Below are 16,714 nucleotides of genomic sequence, written 5' to 3'. Positions count from 1 at the left end.
AACCTCAAGGAGAACGCTCATGGTGTTCCGCAAGCTGAAGGCCGCCTTCGGGGCAGGCGTCGAGGTCGACACGGTTCTGCACAACACCACTGTCCGGCCGGGTGAGGCCCTGCGCGGCGTGGTCAACTTCAAGAGCGGCAGCTCGGACTACAAGGTCGACGGGATCACCATCGACCTGACCGCCGTCGTCGAGGTCGAGAGCGGCGACCACGAGTTCAAGACCACCTACAGCTTCCTGCGCCAGCAGGTGGCCGGGCCGTTCCACCTGGCCGGGGGGGCCGCCCACCAGCAGCCGTTCCAGATCCCGGTGCCGTGGGAGACGCCGATCAGCGCGATCGGCAACCACCCGCTGCACGGGATGCGCCTGGGCGTGCAGACCGAGCTGTCCCTGTCCGGCGCGATGGACAAGGGCGACCTCGACCCGCTGTACGTCACGCCGCTGCCGGCCCAGGAGCACGTGCTGGCCGCGCTCGACCGGATGGGCTTCCGCTTCAAGAAGGCCGATCTGGAGCGCGGCACGCTGTACGGCTCGACGATGCCGTTCTTCCAGGAGATCGAGTACTACGCCGGCGGCCAGTGGCGCGGCCACTTCAACGAGCTGGAGCTGACGTTCATCGCGGGCCCGACCCAGATGGACGTGATCCTGGAGGCCGACAAGCGCGGCGGCTTCCTGACCTCCAGCCACGACACCTACAACCGTTTCACCGTCCGCTACGGCGACCACCCCGGCGCGGCCGAGCAGGCGCTGCAGGCGGGCCTGGAGCAGATGGCCCGGCGCCGCGGCTGGTTCTAGCCCGTGGGGTACGGCACGGAGTGAGGGGCCGCCCGGCCCCTCACTCCCGTCCCGCCTACCGCTCGGGCGGCGCGACGGTGTACATCCGGCCGACCCAGTTGCCGTAGCGCGGCGCGCCGCGGGTTCGGTAGTCGTGGCGCCGGTAGATCTGGAAGACCACCCGTTTCAGCCACGCGGCTCCCGCCCGCAGGTTCGGCGGCGCCGACGTGATCGGATACCCGCGGTAGGACCGCACGCGCACCCGCAGTCCCGCCGCCGCGGACCTGGCGAACCTGGCCGAGGCGGTGTGGTCGTGGTGGTCGGCGGGCGTTCCCGACGGGTCAGGGTCGAGCGTGCGCAGCTCGGTCGGCCCGAACCCGGTCAGCAGCGCGGCCAGCATGCCGACCACGTCCGCCTTCGACAGGCACCTGCCCGGCAGGCTGAAGGCCCGCACGCAGCGCGTCACACCGGACAGCAGCCGCGACAGCGCGTCCGGCCCGCCGTCGGCGCGCGGGTCGCCGCCGTCGGGTAACCCGGCGAAGACCAGCCGCACCCTCGGGCTGCCGACCAGCCACTCGGTCCTGACGGGCACCCCGCCCGCCAGCTCCGTACGGCCGTGCCACCGGTCGGGCACCCCGGCCAGCCACGCGTAGGCGGCGCGGATGCCGTCCTGCCGTCGCCGGGCGTACTCGTGCGGATCGTGATCGTCGTCCAGGCCCGCCGTCCCCTCCCCCGCGGTGAGGAACACCGTCATGGTGGGCCACCCCGCCACCACGGCGGCGAACAGGTCCGGGCTCATGAACAGCAGGTCGTCGTCGGGGTGCGCCACCACCTGGACGTAGCGCTCCCCCTCCGGCGGCCGGCCGGACAGGCACCTGTCCGGGCGGACCGCCACCGGCAACGCCGCCAGCACGATGAGCGCGCCGCCGACGAGCAGGCTGAGCGCGCGCGTGCCGTACCGGCCGAAGAACAAATCCCACCCCCGTGAGCCCCGTCCGTTGACCGTAGGGGTGGGCGATATGTCGTGACATCGGCCGGAAGTCGGGTCCGCCTCCTCCCCTGGTATTACCGTGCGCTGGTGATCGCGTGACGTCCTCGTTACCATGGCGTGGGGAGTCATGAGGAGGTGCGGGGCACACCATGAGGCGGCTCGTCACGGGGATCAAGCGGGCCGCGCCCTGGGCGGCGCAGAACGCCGACGGCGCCATCGCGCTGACGCTCGCGGTCGTGGTCGGCGTGCTCGGCATCATGCCGGACCCGGTCATCCTCGACACCGTCAAGACCCAGCTCATCAGCTCCGCGACGCTGGTCATCCTGGCCCTCGTCGCCACCGCGCTGCTCAGGGACCGGGCACGCCAGGCCCCCGTCGAGCGCACCATCACCTCGGGCGCCCTCACCCAGCTGCCCGAGCGGCTGCAGCGCCTGGAGCACCTGGAGTCGCTGGTCGCCGGCACCCGGCGGGCACTCGACGAGCTGCAGCTGGTCAGGGTGCTCGGCAGCCGGCAGGAGATCGCCGAGGCGCTGGCCGCCGCCCGCAGGGACACCACACGCTGGAGCTTCAAGGGCGGCACGGGCACCTACCTGCGGGCCGTCACGCTGCCGCAGTGCGTGGCGGCCGCGCGCCGGGTGCGGCGGCATCTCACGATCACGATCGAGATCATCGACCCCACCGACGAGAACGTCTGCGAGGCCTACGCGCACTACCGGCGCTCGCTGTCCGACCTGCCCGACGGCACGGGCGAGCGATGGTCGACCGACCGGGCCAGGAAGGAGTCCTACGCGACGATCCTGGCCGTCTTCTGGCACCGCCAGCGCTACGGGCTGCTCGACATCGGCGTCGGCCTGTCCCGCACGATGACCACCTTCCGCTGGGACCTGTCGGCCACGCGGCTGGTCATGACCGTCGAAGACCCGAACAGGGCGATGAGCGCCCTGGCCGGCACCTTCTACTACGAGAACTGCGACTCGGAGCTGCGGCTCAGTCTCGAGCAGGCCCGGCGGGTCCCCGTCGAGCGCTACAAGGCGGTGCCGCTCAGCGACGAGCCCACGGTCGAGGAGGTCGAGGAGCTGTTCAGGCGGATCGAGCTACCGTTGCCCAAGGCCTACACCGAGCACGACGTCGTGGACGTCACCAGGAAGGCCCTGCAGGCCAAGGACCCCTACGGGTCATGAGCCACCAGGCGGTGTACGAGGAGATCCTGCGCGGCGGCGCCCGGCGGTGGGCGCTGGAGGCGCTGGCCGGCCTGGGCGACCTGCGCGCCGTACGGCATCCGCTGGGTTTCGTCTGCCTGCCACTCGAACGCGACGGCGTCGACGGCGTGTGCCTGCACCTGTGGTCCAAGGCGTTCCCGCACGCCGACGCCACCACCTCGCAGATCCACTGCCACAGCTGGGACCTGGTCAGCCACGTCCTGTACGGCCAGGTGCGCAACGTCCACGTGATCGTCGAGGACGCCGCCGCCGACGCAACGCACCGGGTGTTCGAGGTGGTCAGCGACCCCGGCGGCGACCGCATCGAGCCGACCGAGCGGACCGTGCGGCACCGCACCAGCCAGGTGGAGGTGTTCGGTGAGGGCGAGACCTACACGCTGCCGGCCGACCGCTTCCACGCCAGCGTCATCCCCGAGGACGGCGAGGCGGCCACCATCGCCCTGGGCAGGGGCCGTCCGGGCAGCCACGACCTGTCGCTCGGCCCGCTCGGCACGCCGGCCCACCACACCGTCCGCGAGCATCTCGACGCCGCCGAGACCGCCCGCGCGGCGAGGCTGATCGCCGAGCACCTCATCTAGGGAGGATCCCGTGGATCTCGAGCACGCTCGGCACGTGGCGGTGCAGGCCGCCGAAGCCGCCGGGAGGATCCTTCGCGAGGGCGGGCCCGCTCCCGCCGTGCGGCCGAAGGGCGACACCGGCGACGTGGTCACCGACCTCGACCTGGCCTCGGAGAAGCTCCTGCTCGAACGGATCCTGACGGCCTTCCCCTCCCACTCGGTGATCGCCGAGGAGTCGGGGCTGGTGGGGGCGGCGGGCGGGGAGTGGACGTGGCTCATCGACCCGCTCGACGGCACCAACAACGTGGCCATCGGCCTGCCCGCCTACGTCGTCGGGCTGGCGCTGTGCCACCGCGGGCGGCCCGTCGTGGGCGTGGTGCACGAGCCGGTCGCCGACCGCACCTGGTCGGCCCTCCGCGGGAGCGGAGCCTACGGCCCTGCCGGGGTACGGCTGGCGCCGCCGTACCGGCCCTGGCGGCACGGGCCCGTGGTGGCGTGGACGCAGGGTCACGGGGTCTCGCGCGCTGCGGCGCACCCGCTGAAGATGCGCCTGGACCTGGGGGCCCGGCGGGTGCTGCAGCTGTGGGCGCCGCTGCTGTCGTGGGCGATGCTGGCCAGGGGCGACATCGACGGGTTCGTCGGCTACTGCGCCGAGGCCGTGGACCTGCCCGCGGGTGCGTTGCTGGCCCACGAGGCCGGCATCGAGATCAGGGCGCTGGACGGCGGCCCGTTCCCCTGGAGCCTGGAGGGGCCGCCCGAGGACCGCAGTTTCGTCGCCGGGCACCCGCGGGCGATCCCCGCGCTGCTGGAGCTGATCGGGTCAGCCTGAGGAGGCCGTCAGCGCGGCGACGCCGGCCAGGATCCCGGCGACCGCCAGCCCGGCGCCGGTGAGCAGGAAGCGGCGCATGGGCACCTTGACCCCGTGCCTGGCGCACGACTCGAACCACAGCAGCGTGGCCAGCGACGCCCACGGGGTGACGACGGGGCCCACGTTGACGCCCATGAGCAGGGCGAGCGGGTCGGTCACGACGCTCTCCAACGCCTTGTACGCGGGCAGGTTGTTGATCAGGTTGGCCAGGCCGGCGCCGACGAACGCGGTGCGATAGGGGTCCTGGGCCTCGCCCAGCAGCCACGACATGGCCGTGCCGAGCCCGTGCGCGCTCAGCGTCGGCACGACGAGGAACAGCCCGGTGACGAAGATCAGCAGCTGCCACGGGACCAGGCCCCAGGTGAGCTTGGCCCGGTCCCTGACCGAGAAGGCGACCACCACGATGGCCGCCGCGACCGGTGCCGCCACCGACACCGGCACCTCCAGCAGCAGCGCGCCGACGAACAGCACGCACGCCACGGACGCGGCCCAGAACAGCACCCGGTCGGCGACCGGCTCCAGGACGGGAGGGGTGTAGCGCCGGTTGCCCCGCCAGTAGAACACCCACAGGAACACCATCGTCACCGCGATGGCCGCCAGCTGGGCCGCCCACATGTGCCCAGCGAACTCCCTGGTGGACAGGTTGATCCTGGCCATGCCCAGCAGGTTGGTGAGGTTGGAGACCGGCAGCAGCAGGCTGGCGGTGTTGGCCAGCCAGATCGTCGTCATCGCCAGCGGCAGCGCGGCGATGCCCGCGCGTGGCGCCAGGGCCAGCATGACGGGCGTCAGCAGGACCGCCGTGGTGTCGAGATTGAGGAAGATCGTCACCAGCGAGGCGAAGAGCCCGCACAGCAGGAAGAGGGCGACGTTGCTGCCCCGCGCCAGCACCGCCATCCTGGCCGCGATGACGTCGAAGACCCGGGCCTCCTTGGTCAGCTCCGCCAGCACGATGACCCCGACCAGGAAGATCATCAGCGGCCAGATGCCGTCGAGCTCCTCGACGGCCCTCTCGAGGGGGAGCAGCCCCGTCGCCACGAACGCCAGCCCGAGGGCGAGCAGCCCGATCCTGATCCAGTCCAGGACGCCCAGTCGGCTCAGCACGGGTCGATCTTCGCACATGGACCCGAGTCGACGAACTGATCGTGTCGCGTGCCGTAACCCTCCACAACCGCGTCCGTAGCGGGGATACTGGCGCAATGGCGCGTGACGGCAGGCCCACCGACATCTTCGTCAGTTACTCCCCCGCCGACACGGCCTGGGCCACGTGGATCGCCTGGGAGCTCGAGGCGGCCGGCTACCGGACGATGATCCAGGCGTGGGACTTCGTGCCCGGCACGAACTTCATCGACTTCATGGACAGAGGCGTCAGCGAGGCGCAGGTCGTCGTGGCCGTGCTGTCACGCAACTACCTCGGCTCCCGCTACGGCCGCATGGAGTGGCAGGCCGCGCTGCGCGCCGTGCCCGACAACCCCTCCGCCAAGCTGATCACCGTCCGCCTCGAGGACGTCCCGCTCGGGGGCCTGCTGTCCACCATCACCTGGGTCGACCTGGTGGGCGTCACCGACCAGGGCACGGCGCGCGGCCTGCTGCTCAACCGCATCGCCGAGGCGGTCGCCGGGCGGGCCAAGCCCCACCTGCCGCCCGCCTTCCCGCACGGCGCGGCCGAGCCTGAGCGCGAGCCGGAGCCGGAGCCCCCGCACGAGGCGCCCTCCAGGGAGCGCCTCGACCGGGCCAGGCGCACCCCGCGGACCGCCCCGTCGTTCCCGCTCGGCCCGGCGCAGCAGCGCACCCGTGACACGCTCAGCGTGTTACATCTGGGCGGCACCAGGTTCGGGCGGGCGCTGCCCGAACCCGGCGAGCCGTTCACGCCGGAGGACCTGCAGGCCCGCATCTGGGCGGACCTGACCAGGATGCAGGACAAGGGCATGCCCAAGCCGGACCTGATGCTGGTCACCGGCGACCTGACCGAGTCGGGCACGCTCACCCAGTTCGGTCACGCCACCCAGTTCCTGACCAGCCTGCGCGTGCTGCTCGGTCTCGAACCGCGCCGCCTGGTCGTGGTGCCGGGCCCGCGCGACGTCACCAAGGCCGCCGCCAAGGCCTACTTCGCCACCTGCGAGGCCGACGACGTACGGCCGCACCCGCCGTACTGGCCGAAGTGGCGCCACTACGCGGGCATGTTCGCCGAGCTGCACCACGACGGGGCGGTGTTCGACGGCGGGCAGCCGTGGACCCTGTTCGAGCTGCCCGAGCTGCGGCTGGCCGTGGCGGGGCTCAACTCCACGATGGCGATGAGCCACCTGGAGAAGGACGCCTACGGCCTGGTCGGCGAGGCGCAGGCGGCCTGGTTCGCCGAACGGCTGCGCGAGTACGAGGAGCGCTCCTGGATGCGCCTGGGCGCGATCGGCCACGCGCCCAGCGGGCTGCGCGACATCACCACGATGGAGCGGCTGATCGGGCACCGGCTGAACCTGCTCTTCCACGGGCCCGGCCCCACCGCCGAGGGCACGGTCGGCGCGCCCAGGCGCCACCAGGTCGTCGAGCTGACCCCCACCGGCATCCGGCTCTGGCGGCCCGACGGGGAGCCGGAGCGCACGCCGTACCGGTGGAAGGCGGCCCGGTCGACGTTCACCGGCGAGGCCGCGCCGGGCCCCGCCAAGACCCCGGAGGTCGTCGAGCGCCAGCCGAGCCCCGCGCAGCTGCTGCTCGACCGCATCGCCGAGGTGTGCGAGGCCAGGCACGAGCGCGTCAAGATCCGCAGGTTCGACACCCATCTGGTGATGACCTACCCGGAGGACGGCTTCGTCCGCCAGTCGATGATCGCCGCCCACGTGGGCGAGCTGTCCGCCGAGCACACCGAGGCCCTCGTCCGGCAGGCGCACGCCACCACCCTCGCCCTCGAACTCGTCTACCAGGGCCCGCCGCCCCCCAGGGTGCTGCGCGAGGACCTGATGCGCAGGGGCGTGCGGGTGCGCAGCTTCACCGAGTTCCAGGGCCTGCTCGACCTGTCGGAGTACGTCGCCGAGCAGTCCATGAGGTTGCGCGCCGACCGCCGCTACCCGCCCGAGCTGTACGTGCCCCAGCGCTACCGCGAGCTCGACCGCCCCACGCCCGAGACCAAGGACGGGCTCACCGACGAGCTGATGCGGCTGCTGTCGGCCGACCACGGCAGGTTCCTGCTGCTGCTCGGCGACTTCGGCCACGGCAAGACGTTCGCCCTGCGGGAGCTGGCCAGGCGCATCCCCGCCGAGCTGCCGCACCTGACGCCGATCCTCATCGAGCTGCGCGCCCTGGACAAGGCGCACTCCGTCGACGGGCTGGTGGCCGCGCACCTGGCCAACCACGGCGAGGAGCTCATCGACCTCAAGGCCTTCCACTACCTGCTCCGGCAGGGCCGGATCGTGCTGCTGTTCGACGGGTTCGACGAGCTGGTCACCCGCGTCACCTACGACCGGGCGGCCGACCACCTGACGACGCTGCTGGCCGCGGCCGAGGACAAGGCGAAGATCGTCGTGGCCAGCCGTACCCAGCACTTCAAGTCCCACGGGCAGGTGCTGACCACGCTGGGCGAGATGGTCGGGGTCCTGCCGCAGCGGCGCGTCATCAGCGTCGAGGACTTCACGCACGGGCAGATCCGCGCCTACCTCGCCAACCGCTTCGCCGGCAGCGACGAGGCGCAGGCCCGCCTGTCGTTGCTCGAAGGCATCAAGGACCTGCTCGACCTCGGGCGCAACCCCAGGATGCTGAGCTTCATCGCCGATCTCGACGCCGAGCGGCTGCGCACGGTCGCCACCGCGCGCCACACGATCAGTCCGGCCCTGCTGTACGAGGAGATCCTCACCTCCTGGCTCGCCTTCGAGGAGCGGCGCACCAGCGTGCCGGGCGCCCCCGCGCCGCTGACCGCCGGGGAGCTGTGGCGGGCGGTCACGGCGCTGGCGCTGCGGCTGTGGGACACCGGCGAGTCCTTCCTCGGCCTGGCGGAGCTGACCGAGATCGCCGAGACGCTCACCGACCTGGCCGACGGGCAGCTGACCGGTGTGCAGGCGGCCCACGCGGTCGGCACGGGCAGCCTGATGGTGCGCACCGACGAGGGGATGTTCGGCTTCATCCACGCCTCGGTGATGGAGTGGCTGATCGCCCGGCAGGTCGCCGCCTCACTGCCCGACTCGTCGCTGCTGGCCAGGCGCCCGCTGTCGGCGCTGATGGTGGAGTTCCTGTGCGACCTGGCCGACATCAGGGCCACCCAGAACTGGGTGGCCACGGTGCTGTCCGACCCCGGCACCGACGACGTGGTCAGGGCCAACGCGGTCAAGATCCTGGCGCGGCTGCGCACCCCCGCCAAGGCCGACCTGCGCGGCGCGAACCTGCAGGGCGAGGACCTGTCCGGGCGCGACCTGCGCGAGGTCGACCTCACCGGCGCGCGGCTGGACGGGGCGACGCTGGCCGGCACCGACCTGTCCAGGGCGATCCTGCGCGACGCGGTCCTGCAGGGGGCCCGGCTCGACGGCGCCGTCCTGTCCGGCGCGGACCTGCGGGGGGCCGACCTGTCAGGAGCCCGGCTGTTCGGCACCGACCTGAGCGACGTCTCCGTCGAGGGCAGCCGCTGGCACCGCGCCGCGCTCATCAACACCAAGGGGACGCTGCCGCCGCTGCGCGGGGCGGCCGTCGTGCCGGGCGACCCGGTCGAGGTGGAGCTGGCGCCCGCGGCGATCGGCGTGCCGTACGGGTACCACTTCCAGACCAGCCGCCTGCCCGAGCCGATCGCCTACAGCCCCTCGGGCGCGCTGCTGGCGGTCGGCAACGAGGACGGCGGCGTGCTGCTGTCCACCGGCGGGCTGCCGGTCCGCACGCTGCAGGGCCACAGCGGGCGCGTCTACGCGGTGGCCTTCAGCGACGACCTGCTCGCCACCGGCGCCAGCGACGGAACGGTGGTGCTGTGGGACCCGCTCACCGGCCGGCCGCTGCACACGCTGCGCGGCCACGCCGACGGGGTGTGGCCGGTGCGCTTCAGCCCCGCGGGCGACCTGATCGTCGCCGGCGGCGGGGACGGCGTCGTGCGGATCTGGTCCACCTCGACCGGCGCGCTCCTGCACCGGCTGAGCGGCCATACCGCGCCCATCTTCACCGCCGCGTTCACCCCCTCCGGGCTGGTCACGGGCGACTCCGCGGGCACCGTCCGGGTGTGGGACCCCCGCTCAGGCCGGCACGTGCGCACGCTGTTCTCCGGACAGGGCGCGGTCTACCGCGCCGCCGCCGGCGCCGACCTGCTGGCCACCGGCCACGAGGACGGCACGGTGCGGGTGTGGCGGAACGGCGAGCTCCTGCACACGCTGTCCGGGCACCAGGGGCGGGTCTACTGCGTCGCCTTCTCACCTGACGCCGACCTGCTGGCCACCGGCGACACCGAGGGCGCCGTCCTGCTGTGGGAGCCGCGCTCCGGCCACTCACGCGGCCTGCACACCACCCACCGGGCCGCCGTCTACCAGGTGACCTTCTCCCCCACCGGCGAGCTGCTGGCCACCGGAGACTCCGACGGCACCGTCCGCGTGCAGGAGATCGGCGGGCCGCGCAGGACCGAGCTGTCGGGGCACCGCAGCTCGGTGTGGCCCTTCTCCTTCCGCCCCGACGGGGCGCAACTGGCCACCAGCAGCAACGACGGCACCACCCGCCTGTGGGATCCCGTGACCGGCCAGTGCACCCGCATCCTGCGCGGCCACGGCCGCCGCATCTCCTCCGTCTCCTTCAGCGCCGACGGCTCGATGCTGGCCACCAGCGGCAACGACGGCGTGGTACGGATCTGGGAGCCGCGCACGTGCCGCCGCCTGCGGGAGTTCACCGGCGCCGCCGACCGCCTGATCTCCGCCGTCTTCTCCCCCGCCGGGCCCGTCCTCGCCACCGCCAGCAACGACGGCGGCGTCCACTTCTGGAACGCGGTCACCGGCGACCACGAGCGCGAGCTGAACGTCGAGACCGACCACGTGTGGGCCGAGGCGTTCAGCCCCGACGGCTGGCACATCGCCACCGCCAACGACGACGACAGCGTCCGCATCTGGTACCGGCCGACCGCCCGCCTGGTCAGCGACCTGGCCGACCACAAGGGCAGGGTGCGCTCGATCGGCTTCAGCCCCGACGGGGTCTTCGTCGCCACCGGCTGCGACGACCGGCTGGTCCGCGTCTGGCACGTCGAGTCGGGCGGCAGGGTGGCGACGCTGGAAGGGCACACCGACCGCGTCTACTCCGTCTCCTTCGACCCCACGGGCCGCCTGCTGGCCAGCGCCTCCAACGACGGCAGGGCGATGATCTGGGAGCTGCGCCCGGGCAATCCGTGGAATCCCCGGCTGCTGCACACGCTCAGCGGGCACGCGGGCCGGCTGTGGAGCGCCGGCTTCTCCGCCGGGGGCGACCTGCTGGCCACCGGCGGCGACGACCTGGCCGTGCGGGTGTGGGAGGTCGCCACCGGACGGCTGCTGCACACGCTGACCGGCCACACGCGCCGGGTGCTGACCGTCGCCTTCTCCCCCGACGGGCTGCTGGCCAGCGCCGGCGACGACGGGGTGGTCATCCTCTGGCGCGACGGCGTACGGCAGGCCACGCTCCTCGGCCTGCCCGAGGGCTGGGCGGCGCTGGCGCCCGACGGGCGCTACAAGTTCCAGGGCGAGGTGGCCGGGCAGTTCTGGCATGTGATCGGGACGGCCAGATTCGAGCTGGGCGAGCTGGATCCGCACCTGCCCGCCGTCCGGTCGGTCGCCCTGGACGCCGAATTCTGATCGTGGTAGATGGCGTCCTATGGGAATCTCCGCGCGGCTGCGCGACATCGCGGGCAACCTCGACATCATCGTGGTTTTCGTGGTCGCCATGGTGGTCGGCGGCCTCGACCTCCTCAACGTCATCGAGGACGGCAAGGCCGACGGCGTCATCCTGCCGGTGCTGGCGGCTCTCGCCTTCGTGTGGATCAGGGACCGCCACCGCCAGCGCCGCGTCGCCGACCAGCTGGCCAAGGTGGCCACCACGACCGACGGCATGTGGTCGCTGCTCACCAGCGGGCAGTCGGTCATCACGCTGACCGGGCCCGCCATCAGCAGGGAGCTGACCGCCGCCCGCGCCGAGACCGACCGCTGGCTGTTCAAGGGCAGCACCGGCACCTTCACCCGCGCCGTCACCCTGCCCGAGTGCGTCGAGCACGCCCAGCGCCAGCGCAGGAAGCTGACCTTCCGCCTGGAGATCCTCGACCCGGCCGACCTCGACCTGTGCGCCGCCTACACCCGCCTCCACCGGGACCTCGCCCCGGCCGGCACCGAGGAGAAGACCTGGACCGACCTGGGCACCCGCCAGGAGCTGTACGCCACCATCCTGGCCGCCTGCTGGTACCGCCAGCGCAACCGGCAGTTACTCGACATCGAGGTCCGGGTCTCCCAGACCCTCTCGCTGTTCCGCTGGGACCTGTCGTGGAGCCGCCTCATCATCACCCAGCGCGGCCCCGCCTTCCCCGCCGTGTCCATCCCGCGCGGCAGCCCCCACTACAACCTGTGGGCCACCGAGCTGGAGAACAGCCTCAGCCAGGCCCGGCGGCTCCCGCTGGAGCGCGCCACCCCGCTCGGCGACACACCCACCGTCGAGGAGGCCCACCAGCTGTTCGCCGCCCTCGGGGTGGCCGTGGACCTGGCCCCGGCCGACCTGCTGGAGGTCACCCGCATCGCGCTCGACCACCTCGACCCCTACCGCGACCACGTCGCGACGGTCAACCCGTGAGCCGCCGCCACACCTCGGCGACCCGGGCGTCCAGGTCGTCCAGCGAGCCCTCGTTCGGGATCACGACGTCGGCGACCGCCAGCCGTTCCTCCCTGCCGGCCTGGGCGGCGATCCGCGCCCTCGCGTCCTGCTCGGACATGCCCCTCACCCGGGTCAGCCGCTCGAGCCGGACCTCGTCGGCGGCGTCGACCACGATCACCACCTCGTACATGGGGGCCAGCTTGTTCTCCACCAGCAGCGGCACGTCGTAGACCACCACGGCGTCGTCGGGCGCGTCCTGCTGCAGCTGCGCGACGCGCTCACCCACCAGGGGGTGGACGATCCCGTTCAGCGTGGCCAGCTTGTCGGGATCGGCGAACACGATCGAGCCCAGCCGTTCCCTGTCGAGCGAGCCGTCCGGGCGCAGGATCTCCTCGCCGAACGCGGCCACCACCCTGGCCAGCCCCTGCGTGCCGGGCTCGACCACCTCACGCGCGATCTTGTCGGCGTCGATGACCACGGCGCCGCGCTGCGCCAGCCGCTTGGAGACCTCGCTCTTACCCGACCCGATGCCGCCGGTCAGACCCACTTTCAGCACAGGCAGAGCCTATCCGCCGCGCGGTCGCCGCGGATCAGTCTCGCCGCATGTGCACCAGCGTGAGGTGATCGTCCATCCGCTCCCGGTGCGTCTCCCTGTAGCCCAGGCGACGGTACAGGCGCAGGTTGCCCTCCGACAGGTGACCGGTGAACAGGTCGAACGCCGCCGCCTCCGGCACCGCCTCGTGCAGGGCCTCCAGCAGGGCGGTGCCGACGCCGCGGCCCTGCGCATCCGGCGCGACCATCAGCCGCCCGACCCGGCAGGCGGTGCCGGCCAGCCGGCCCCTGACCGCGCCGACGATCCGCTCGCCGTCGGTGGCCTTGAGCACCACGGCCGACTCGATCGCGGCGCGCACCTGCTCCACCGACTCGACCAGCGGAGGGATGAACGGGTCACCGTACAGCTGGGCCTCGGTGACGTAGGCCGCCCGCTGCACCGTCAGGATCTGTCCCGCATCGCGTGCCACCGCCCGCACGATCATGCGCCCACCCTACCGGCCACCCACCCTCCGGACAGGGCAGGCGGCCCCCGCCACCCCGGCCCCCGCGCAGAGTTCGTCCGCGTCGCCCCGGCCGAGCGGCGCGGCCAGGCGGTCGGCGTGGCGGCCTCGGCGCTCACCACGGTAGAGGGGCTGGGCGTGCTGCAGCGGCCCGCTTGCCGATCTCGCCGGACCGTCGGCCGCGATCGCGATGTACGGAGTGGCCGGTACCACCGCCGCCCTCCCTCTCATGAGAACCTGACGACGGGTCGCGATCACGGGTGGCTGAGCCGGGTGCAGCGCGTCCCATGGCGATCATGAACCTGAACCCGACCGGCAAGGGCCAGGCTGCCCGGCCCCGACCATCCGACACCTGATGAAGATCGAGATGCTCCGTCGACCAGGAGTGACGCATGTGTGACGATCCGATGCTTCCCGAGCCGGTGGCCCGCGCGGTCGCCGACTACCGCGACCTGCGCGACAGGCACGGCCTCACCTGGGGTGAGGCACCCTTGGGGTACGTCGTCCAGGCCCGCGCCACCGTTTTCCTCGACCGGCGCTACAACTACGTGACCGCCGCCCTGCGGCAGCTCGCCGAGCGGCACCCCGGCGCCTCCCCCGGCGAGCTGGAGGACCGGCTCGGCGAGGTGGACGTGGACCGGGCGGTGCGCGACGGGCTCGGGGGCGACGTGCTCGGCCACCTGCCGGCGCTGCGCCTCACACCCGAAGGTGTCACCCTGGAGGCCCGCACGAGGGTCGTGCTCGGCGACGCGCCGTTCCGGACGGCCCTCCTGCTCGACTCCAGCCGGGAGGAGCCGGTCACGGTCGTCGTGGACGGCGTCGCCCACGAGGTGGCCCCGCGCGGCGCCAAGGTGGTCGAGGCCGCACGCGAGGTACGGATCGGCGGCGAGGCGGTGGACCTCGCGCCGGTCGCCAGGCGGGCGCCTGCGGCCAGGCTACGGCTGCGCGCCGGCCTGCCGTGCCGGTGGAGCATCACCGGCGTGGACGGGCAGGGCTGGTATCCCGAGGGGGCGCCGCACAAGGTGGACGCGCACCTGCGGCCGTACTTCCACGGCGACGACCTGGTGGTGGAGGTGCCGGCCGAGCCGGTCAGAGTGAGCGTCACGCGCGGCATGGAGTACACCGAGTCGGGTGTGTCGCTCACCCCGGCCGCAGGAGAGGAGACGCTGGTGGAGCTGACACCCGAGCGGCTCTACGACGCGGCGGCCCACGGCTGGTACGGCGGCGACCTGCACGTCCACCTCAACTGGATGGGAGAGGAGCCCGCCGCTCCCCGGCTGGCGGCGGCGGCGCAGCACGGCGAGGGCCTGCACGTGCTCGGGCTGGTCGCGGGCAACGTGGCGGGTCGGCGGGTCTACGACCTGGAGGCGCTGGCCCACTGGGTGGGCCGCGACCTGCCGTGGTCCGACAGCGAGCACATCGCCCGGCTCGGCGTCGAGTACCGCAACGACCTGGTGGGCCACTTCAGCGCGTTCGGGCCGCGCGGCCTGCCCGAGCGCTACCACTCGGGCTTCGCGGACGAGGCCGACTGGCCGCCGAACGCGACGGCGCTGGAGGAACTTCGCGCCCTGGGCGCGATGACGGGCTACGGTCATCCGTTCCACCGACCGGTCTCCGACGACGACCCGCCCGAGGCGGTCCTCGACCGCGGGCGTGACTGCTCCTCCAGGGAGATCGTCGCCGACGCCGCTCTCGGACTGGTCGACACGCTCGACGTGCTCAACCACTCGTCGATCCAGGGGACGGCGGTGGTCTACCGCCACCTGGTCGGGGCCGGCAACCGGCTCGCGGTCACGGCCGGCACCGACGCCGTGCTGTCCTTCTGCCGGCGCGGCACCGCATCCGGCCCTCCAGGATGGGCCCGGGTGTACGCGCACGTGGACGGGCCGCTCACCGCGGAGTCGTACATGGAGGCGGTACTGCTCGGCCGCACGTTCGCCACCACCGGACCGTGGCTCGGGCTCACCGTGAACGGCCACGAGCCTGGCGACACGCTGGACCTGGCGCCGGGAACCCGGGTGGAGATCGAGGTGGTGTCCATCGGGCCCGAGGTGGAGCGGCTGGAGATCCGCACCGCCGACGGCGTCGTCGCCGAAGGGCCGCCCGGCCGGCTGACGACGACGCTGACGGTGGGCGAGCCGACCTACGTGGTGGCCGTCGCGAGCGGCGGTCCGCACCCACGCTCGCAGGCTCGGCGCGGCGTCTACGCGCACACCAGCCCCGTCTACCTGGACGTGGCGGGCGACCATGTGGCCCGAGAGGCGGACGTGCGCTGGTGCCTGGCGTGGCTCGACCGGCTGGAGGAGCTGATCGCGGAGTTCGGCCGGTTCGAGAGCGAGGAGCAGCACGCCGACCACCTCGCCGTGTACGAGCGGGCCAGGCGGGTGTACCGGTCACGCCTGCGATGAGCTTGACCCGACGAATCGCCGGTGGGCCTTCCTCGTCCTCGCCGCCACTGAGTGCTGTTGCGAGCGGTTCCTCCGGCTCACCGCATGGGACACGGTCTGACCGGCCGAGCCCGCGGCCGGCAGGGTGGGAGGCCGTGGCCGGATGCCCCCTGCCGAGTGCCCGGCTCTGGGCCGCCCACCAGGAGAGGACGGCGGACACGCCCCGGTGAAGCCCATCGGGCAGCGCGTGGATATACCGGGCCTGTACGCGGCTGATGAATCCTTACTTCCAGCAGCCGCCATTCCCGGTTGAGGTCGCACGTTGTCACGGCCTTTCACCGCGATGACGGGGCGGGAAAAGTGCGTATTCACATTCGTACTCCGGTTGCGCCCTTATCGGCGTCGTGATGCCCGTTTCAGCGGCTCTCGCGAAGCTGTAGTAGGAGGATCGTCTTGACCAGCCGGCCTGCGCGAAGTGGGCAGCAGCGGAGCTTTCGGAGGATACGCCAGGTCTTCAGTCGCGCATTGGCGCGCTCACCGGGGCCGCGCAGCTTGGCGTGGGCGGAGTTCGCGCTCTTCTGCGAGGCGGGCTTGTTCTTCCCGTTGTACGGCACCCGCACATGTTCACCCGCGCCGCCGTAACCCTTGTCGGCGAGCGTGACCAGCCCGGCGGCGGCCAGACGGCGCAGGATCCCCCGGATGCGAACGGCCTTCAGATCGCGCACCGACCCGGGCAGCGAGCCCGCGGTCCACAGCGGCGCTTGTTTCCTCGGCTGGTCGACTCGGGGAGCCAGGGGACCAGCCGATTTCTTTCGGCCCGGGGGCATACCCGGACGTAGTTTTTCGTCCCTTCACCAGGTCCCAGCGAGAGCACGACCATTCGTGCGCGCGCGATGAGGCAGCATGCCCCGGGTCTTGCCGCAAGCCCCGGGGTGCGCTATACGGTAAAAGTGGCGAAGAGTGCGAGCTGGTCCAGCGCGTAATGATTCACCAGACAGCGGACCTCGGGGCTGCCTATATTTCAGGGACCAGAATTCCCGTGTTGGAGGCCCAGGTGTCCGATGTGTTCGCCAAGGATCTCAGCCGTCGAGTCG

Annotated in this window: 11 protein-coding genes and 1 pseudogene; 7 read left to right on the top strand and 5 right to left on the bottom strand. The window is 72.5% G+C overall.

Annotated features, from left to right (window positions below; translation table 11 throughout):
- The first annotated feature begins 19 nt into the window (after nucleotides 1-19).
- A complete protein-coding gene (locus tag ABZX22_RS19130) occupies nucleotides 20-793 on the top strand; it encodes a sporulation protein (protein ID WP_354910572.1) in 774 nt (257 codons plus the stop codon).
- Between the two features lie 55 nt (nucleotides 794-848).
- Here ABZX22_RS19130 and ABZX22_RS19125 read toward each other — a convergent pair whose 3' ends face one another.
- Entirely contained in the window at nucleotides 849-1,745 is an 897-nt protein-coding gene (locus tag ABZX22_RS19125) for a PIG-L family deacetylase (RefSeq protein ID WP_354910570.1), read from the bottom strand.
- A 167-nt stretch (nucleotides 1,746-1,912) separates the two neighbouring features.
- Between ABZX22_RS19125 and ABZX22_RS19120 the strand changes: the two genes are divergently transcribed.
- From ABZX22_RS19120 to ABZX22_RS19110, 3 genes are read left to right on the top strand one after another with little or no spacing between them, the layout of a single operon-like run.
- On the top strand, nucleotides 1,913-2,944 hold the full coding sequence (locus ABZX22_RS19120) for a hypothetical protein (protein WP_354910568.1): 1,032 nt from the start codon (nucleotides 1,913-1,915) through the stop codon (nucleotides 2,942-2,944).
- Complete coding sequence (locus tag ABZX22_RS19115; protein ID WP_354910566.1) at nucleotides 2,941-3,561, top strand: hypothetical protein; 621 nt, start codon at nucleotides 2,941-2,943, stop codon at nucleotides 3,559-3,561. Before ABZX22_RS19120 ends, ABZX22_RS19115 begins: the two co-directional genes overlap by 4 nt.
- Nucleotides 3,562-3,571: 10 nt before the next feature.
- Nucleotides 3,572-4,369 (top strand): inositol monophosphatase family protein, encoded by a 798-nt coding sequence (locus ABZX22_RS19110; protein ID WP_354910563.1) that lies wholly within the window; start codon nucleotides 3,572-3,574, stop codon nucleotides 4,367-4,369.
- On the opposite strand, the gene ABZX22_RS19105 is transcribed toward ABZX22_RS19110, so the two are convergent.
- Nucleotides 4,361-5,509: an SLC13 family permease gene (locus ABZX22_RS19105; protein WP_354910560.1), complete on the bottom strand. Its 1,149-nt coding sequence runs from the start codon at nucleotides 5,507-5,509 to the stop codon at nucleotides 4,361-4,363. The genes ABZX22_RS19110 and ABZX22_RS19105 overlap by 9 nt on opposite strands.
- Before the next feature lie 95 nt (nucleotides 5,510-5,604).
- Here ABZX22_RS19105 and ABZX22_RS19100 point away from each other — a divergent pair, with 95 nt between their 5' ends.
- Both ABZX22_RS19100 and ABZX22_RS19095 read left to right on the top strand, forming a co-directional pair.
- Nucleotides 5,605-11,175 (top strand): TIR domain-containing protein, encoded by a 5,571-nt coding sequence (locus ABZX22_RS19100; protein WP_354910557.1) that lies wholly within the window; start codon nucleotides 5,605-5,607, stop codon nucleotides 11,173-11,175.
- 19 nt (nucleotides 11,176-11,194) lie between these two features.
- Nucleotides 11,195-12,157: a hypothetical protein gene (locus tag ABZX22_RS19095; RefSeq protein ID WP_354910555.1), complete on the top strand. Its 963-nt coding sequence runs from the start codon at nucleotides 11,195-11,197 to the stop codon at nucleotides 12,155-12,157.
- On the opposite strand, the gene coaE is transcribed toward ABZX22_RS19095, so the two are convergent.
- Complete coding sequence (gene coaE, locus ABZX22_RS19090) at nucleotides 12,147-12,734, bottom strand: dephospho-CoA kinase (RefSeq protein WP_354910553.1); 588 nt, start codon at nucleotides 12,732-12,734, stop codon at nucleotides 12,147-12,149. The two genes, ABZX22_RS19095 and coaE, sit on opposite strands and share 11 nt — an antisense overlap.
- Nucleotides 12,735-12,768: 34 nt before the next feature.
- Nucleotides 12,769-13,215 carry a GNAT family N-acetyltransferase gene (locus ABZX22_RS19085; RefSeq protein ID WP_354910550.1) on the bottom strand — a complete coding sequence of 149 codons (447 nt, stop codon included), beginning with the start codon at nucleotides 13,213-13,215 and terminating at the stop codon, nucleotides 12,769-12,771.
- A 410-nt stretch (nucleotides 13,216-13,625) separates the two neighbouring features.
- Here ABZX22_RS19085 and ABZX22_RS19080 point away from each other — a divergent pair, with 410 nt between their 5' ends.
- On the top strand, nucleotides 13,626-15,641 hold the full coding sequence (locus ABZX22_RS19080) for a CehA/McbA family metallohydrolase (RefSeq protein WP_354910547.1): 2,016 nt from the start codon (nucleotides 13,626-13,628) through the stop codon (nucleotides 15,639-15,641).
- A 395-nt stretch (nucleotides 15,642-16,036) separates the two neighbouring features.
- Here ABZX22_RS19080 and ABZX22_RS19075 read toward each other — a convergent pair.
- Nucleotides 16,037-16,375 (bottom strand): annotated as a pseudogene (locus ABZX22_RS19075) (transposase family protein); the annotation flags it as partial.
- Nucleotides 16,376-16,714 lie beyond the last annotated feature (339 nt).

Origin of the sequence: Nonomuraea sp. NPDC003804, assembly GCF_040610675.1 — a bacterium.
In the GTDB taxonomy this organism is placed as follows: domain Bacteria; phylum Actinomycetota; class Actinomycetes; order Streptosporangiales; family Streptosporangiaceae; genus Nonomuraea.
Note: the sequence above shows the minus strand (reverse complement) of the source record. Positions and strands in the feature narration are given on the sequence as shown.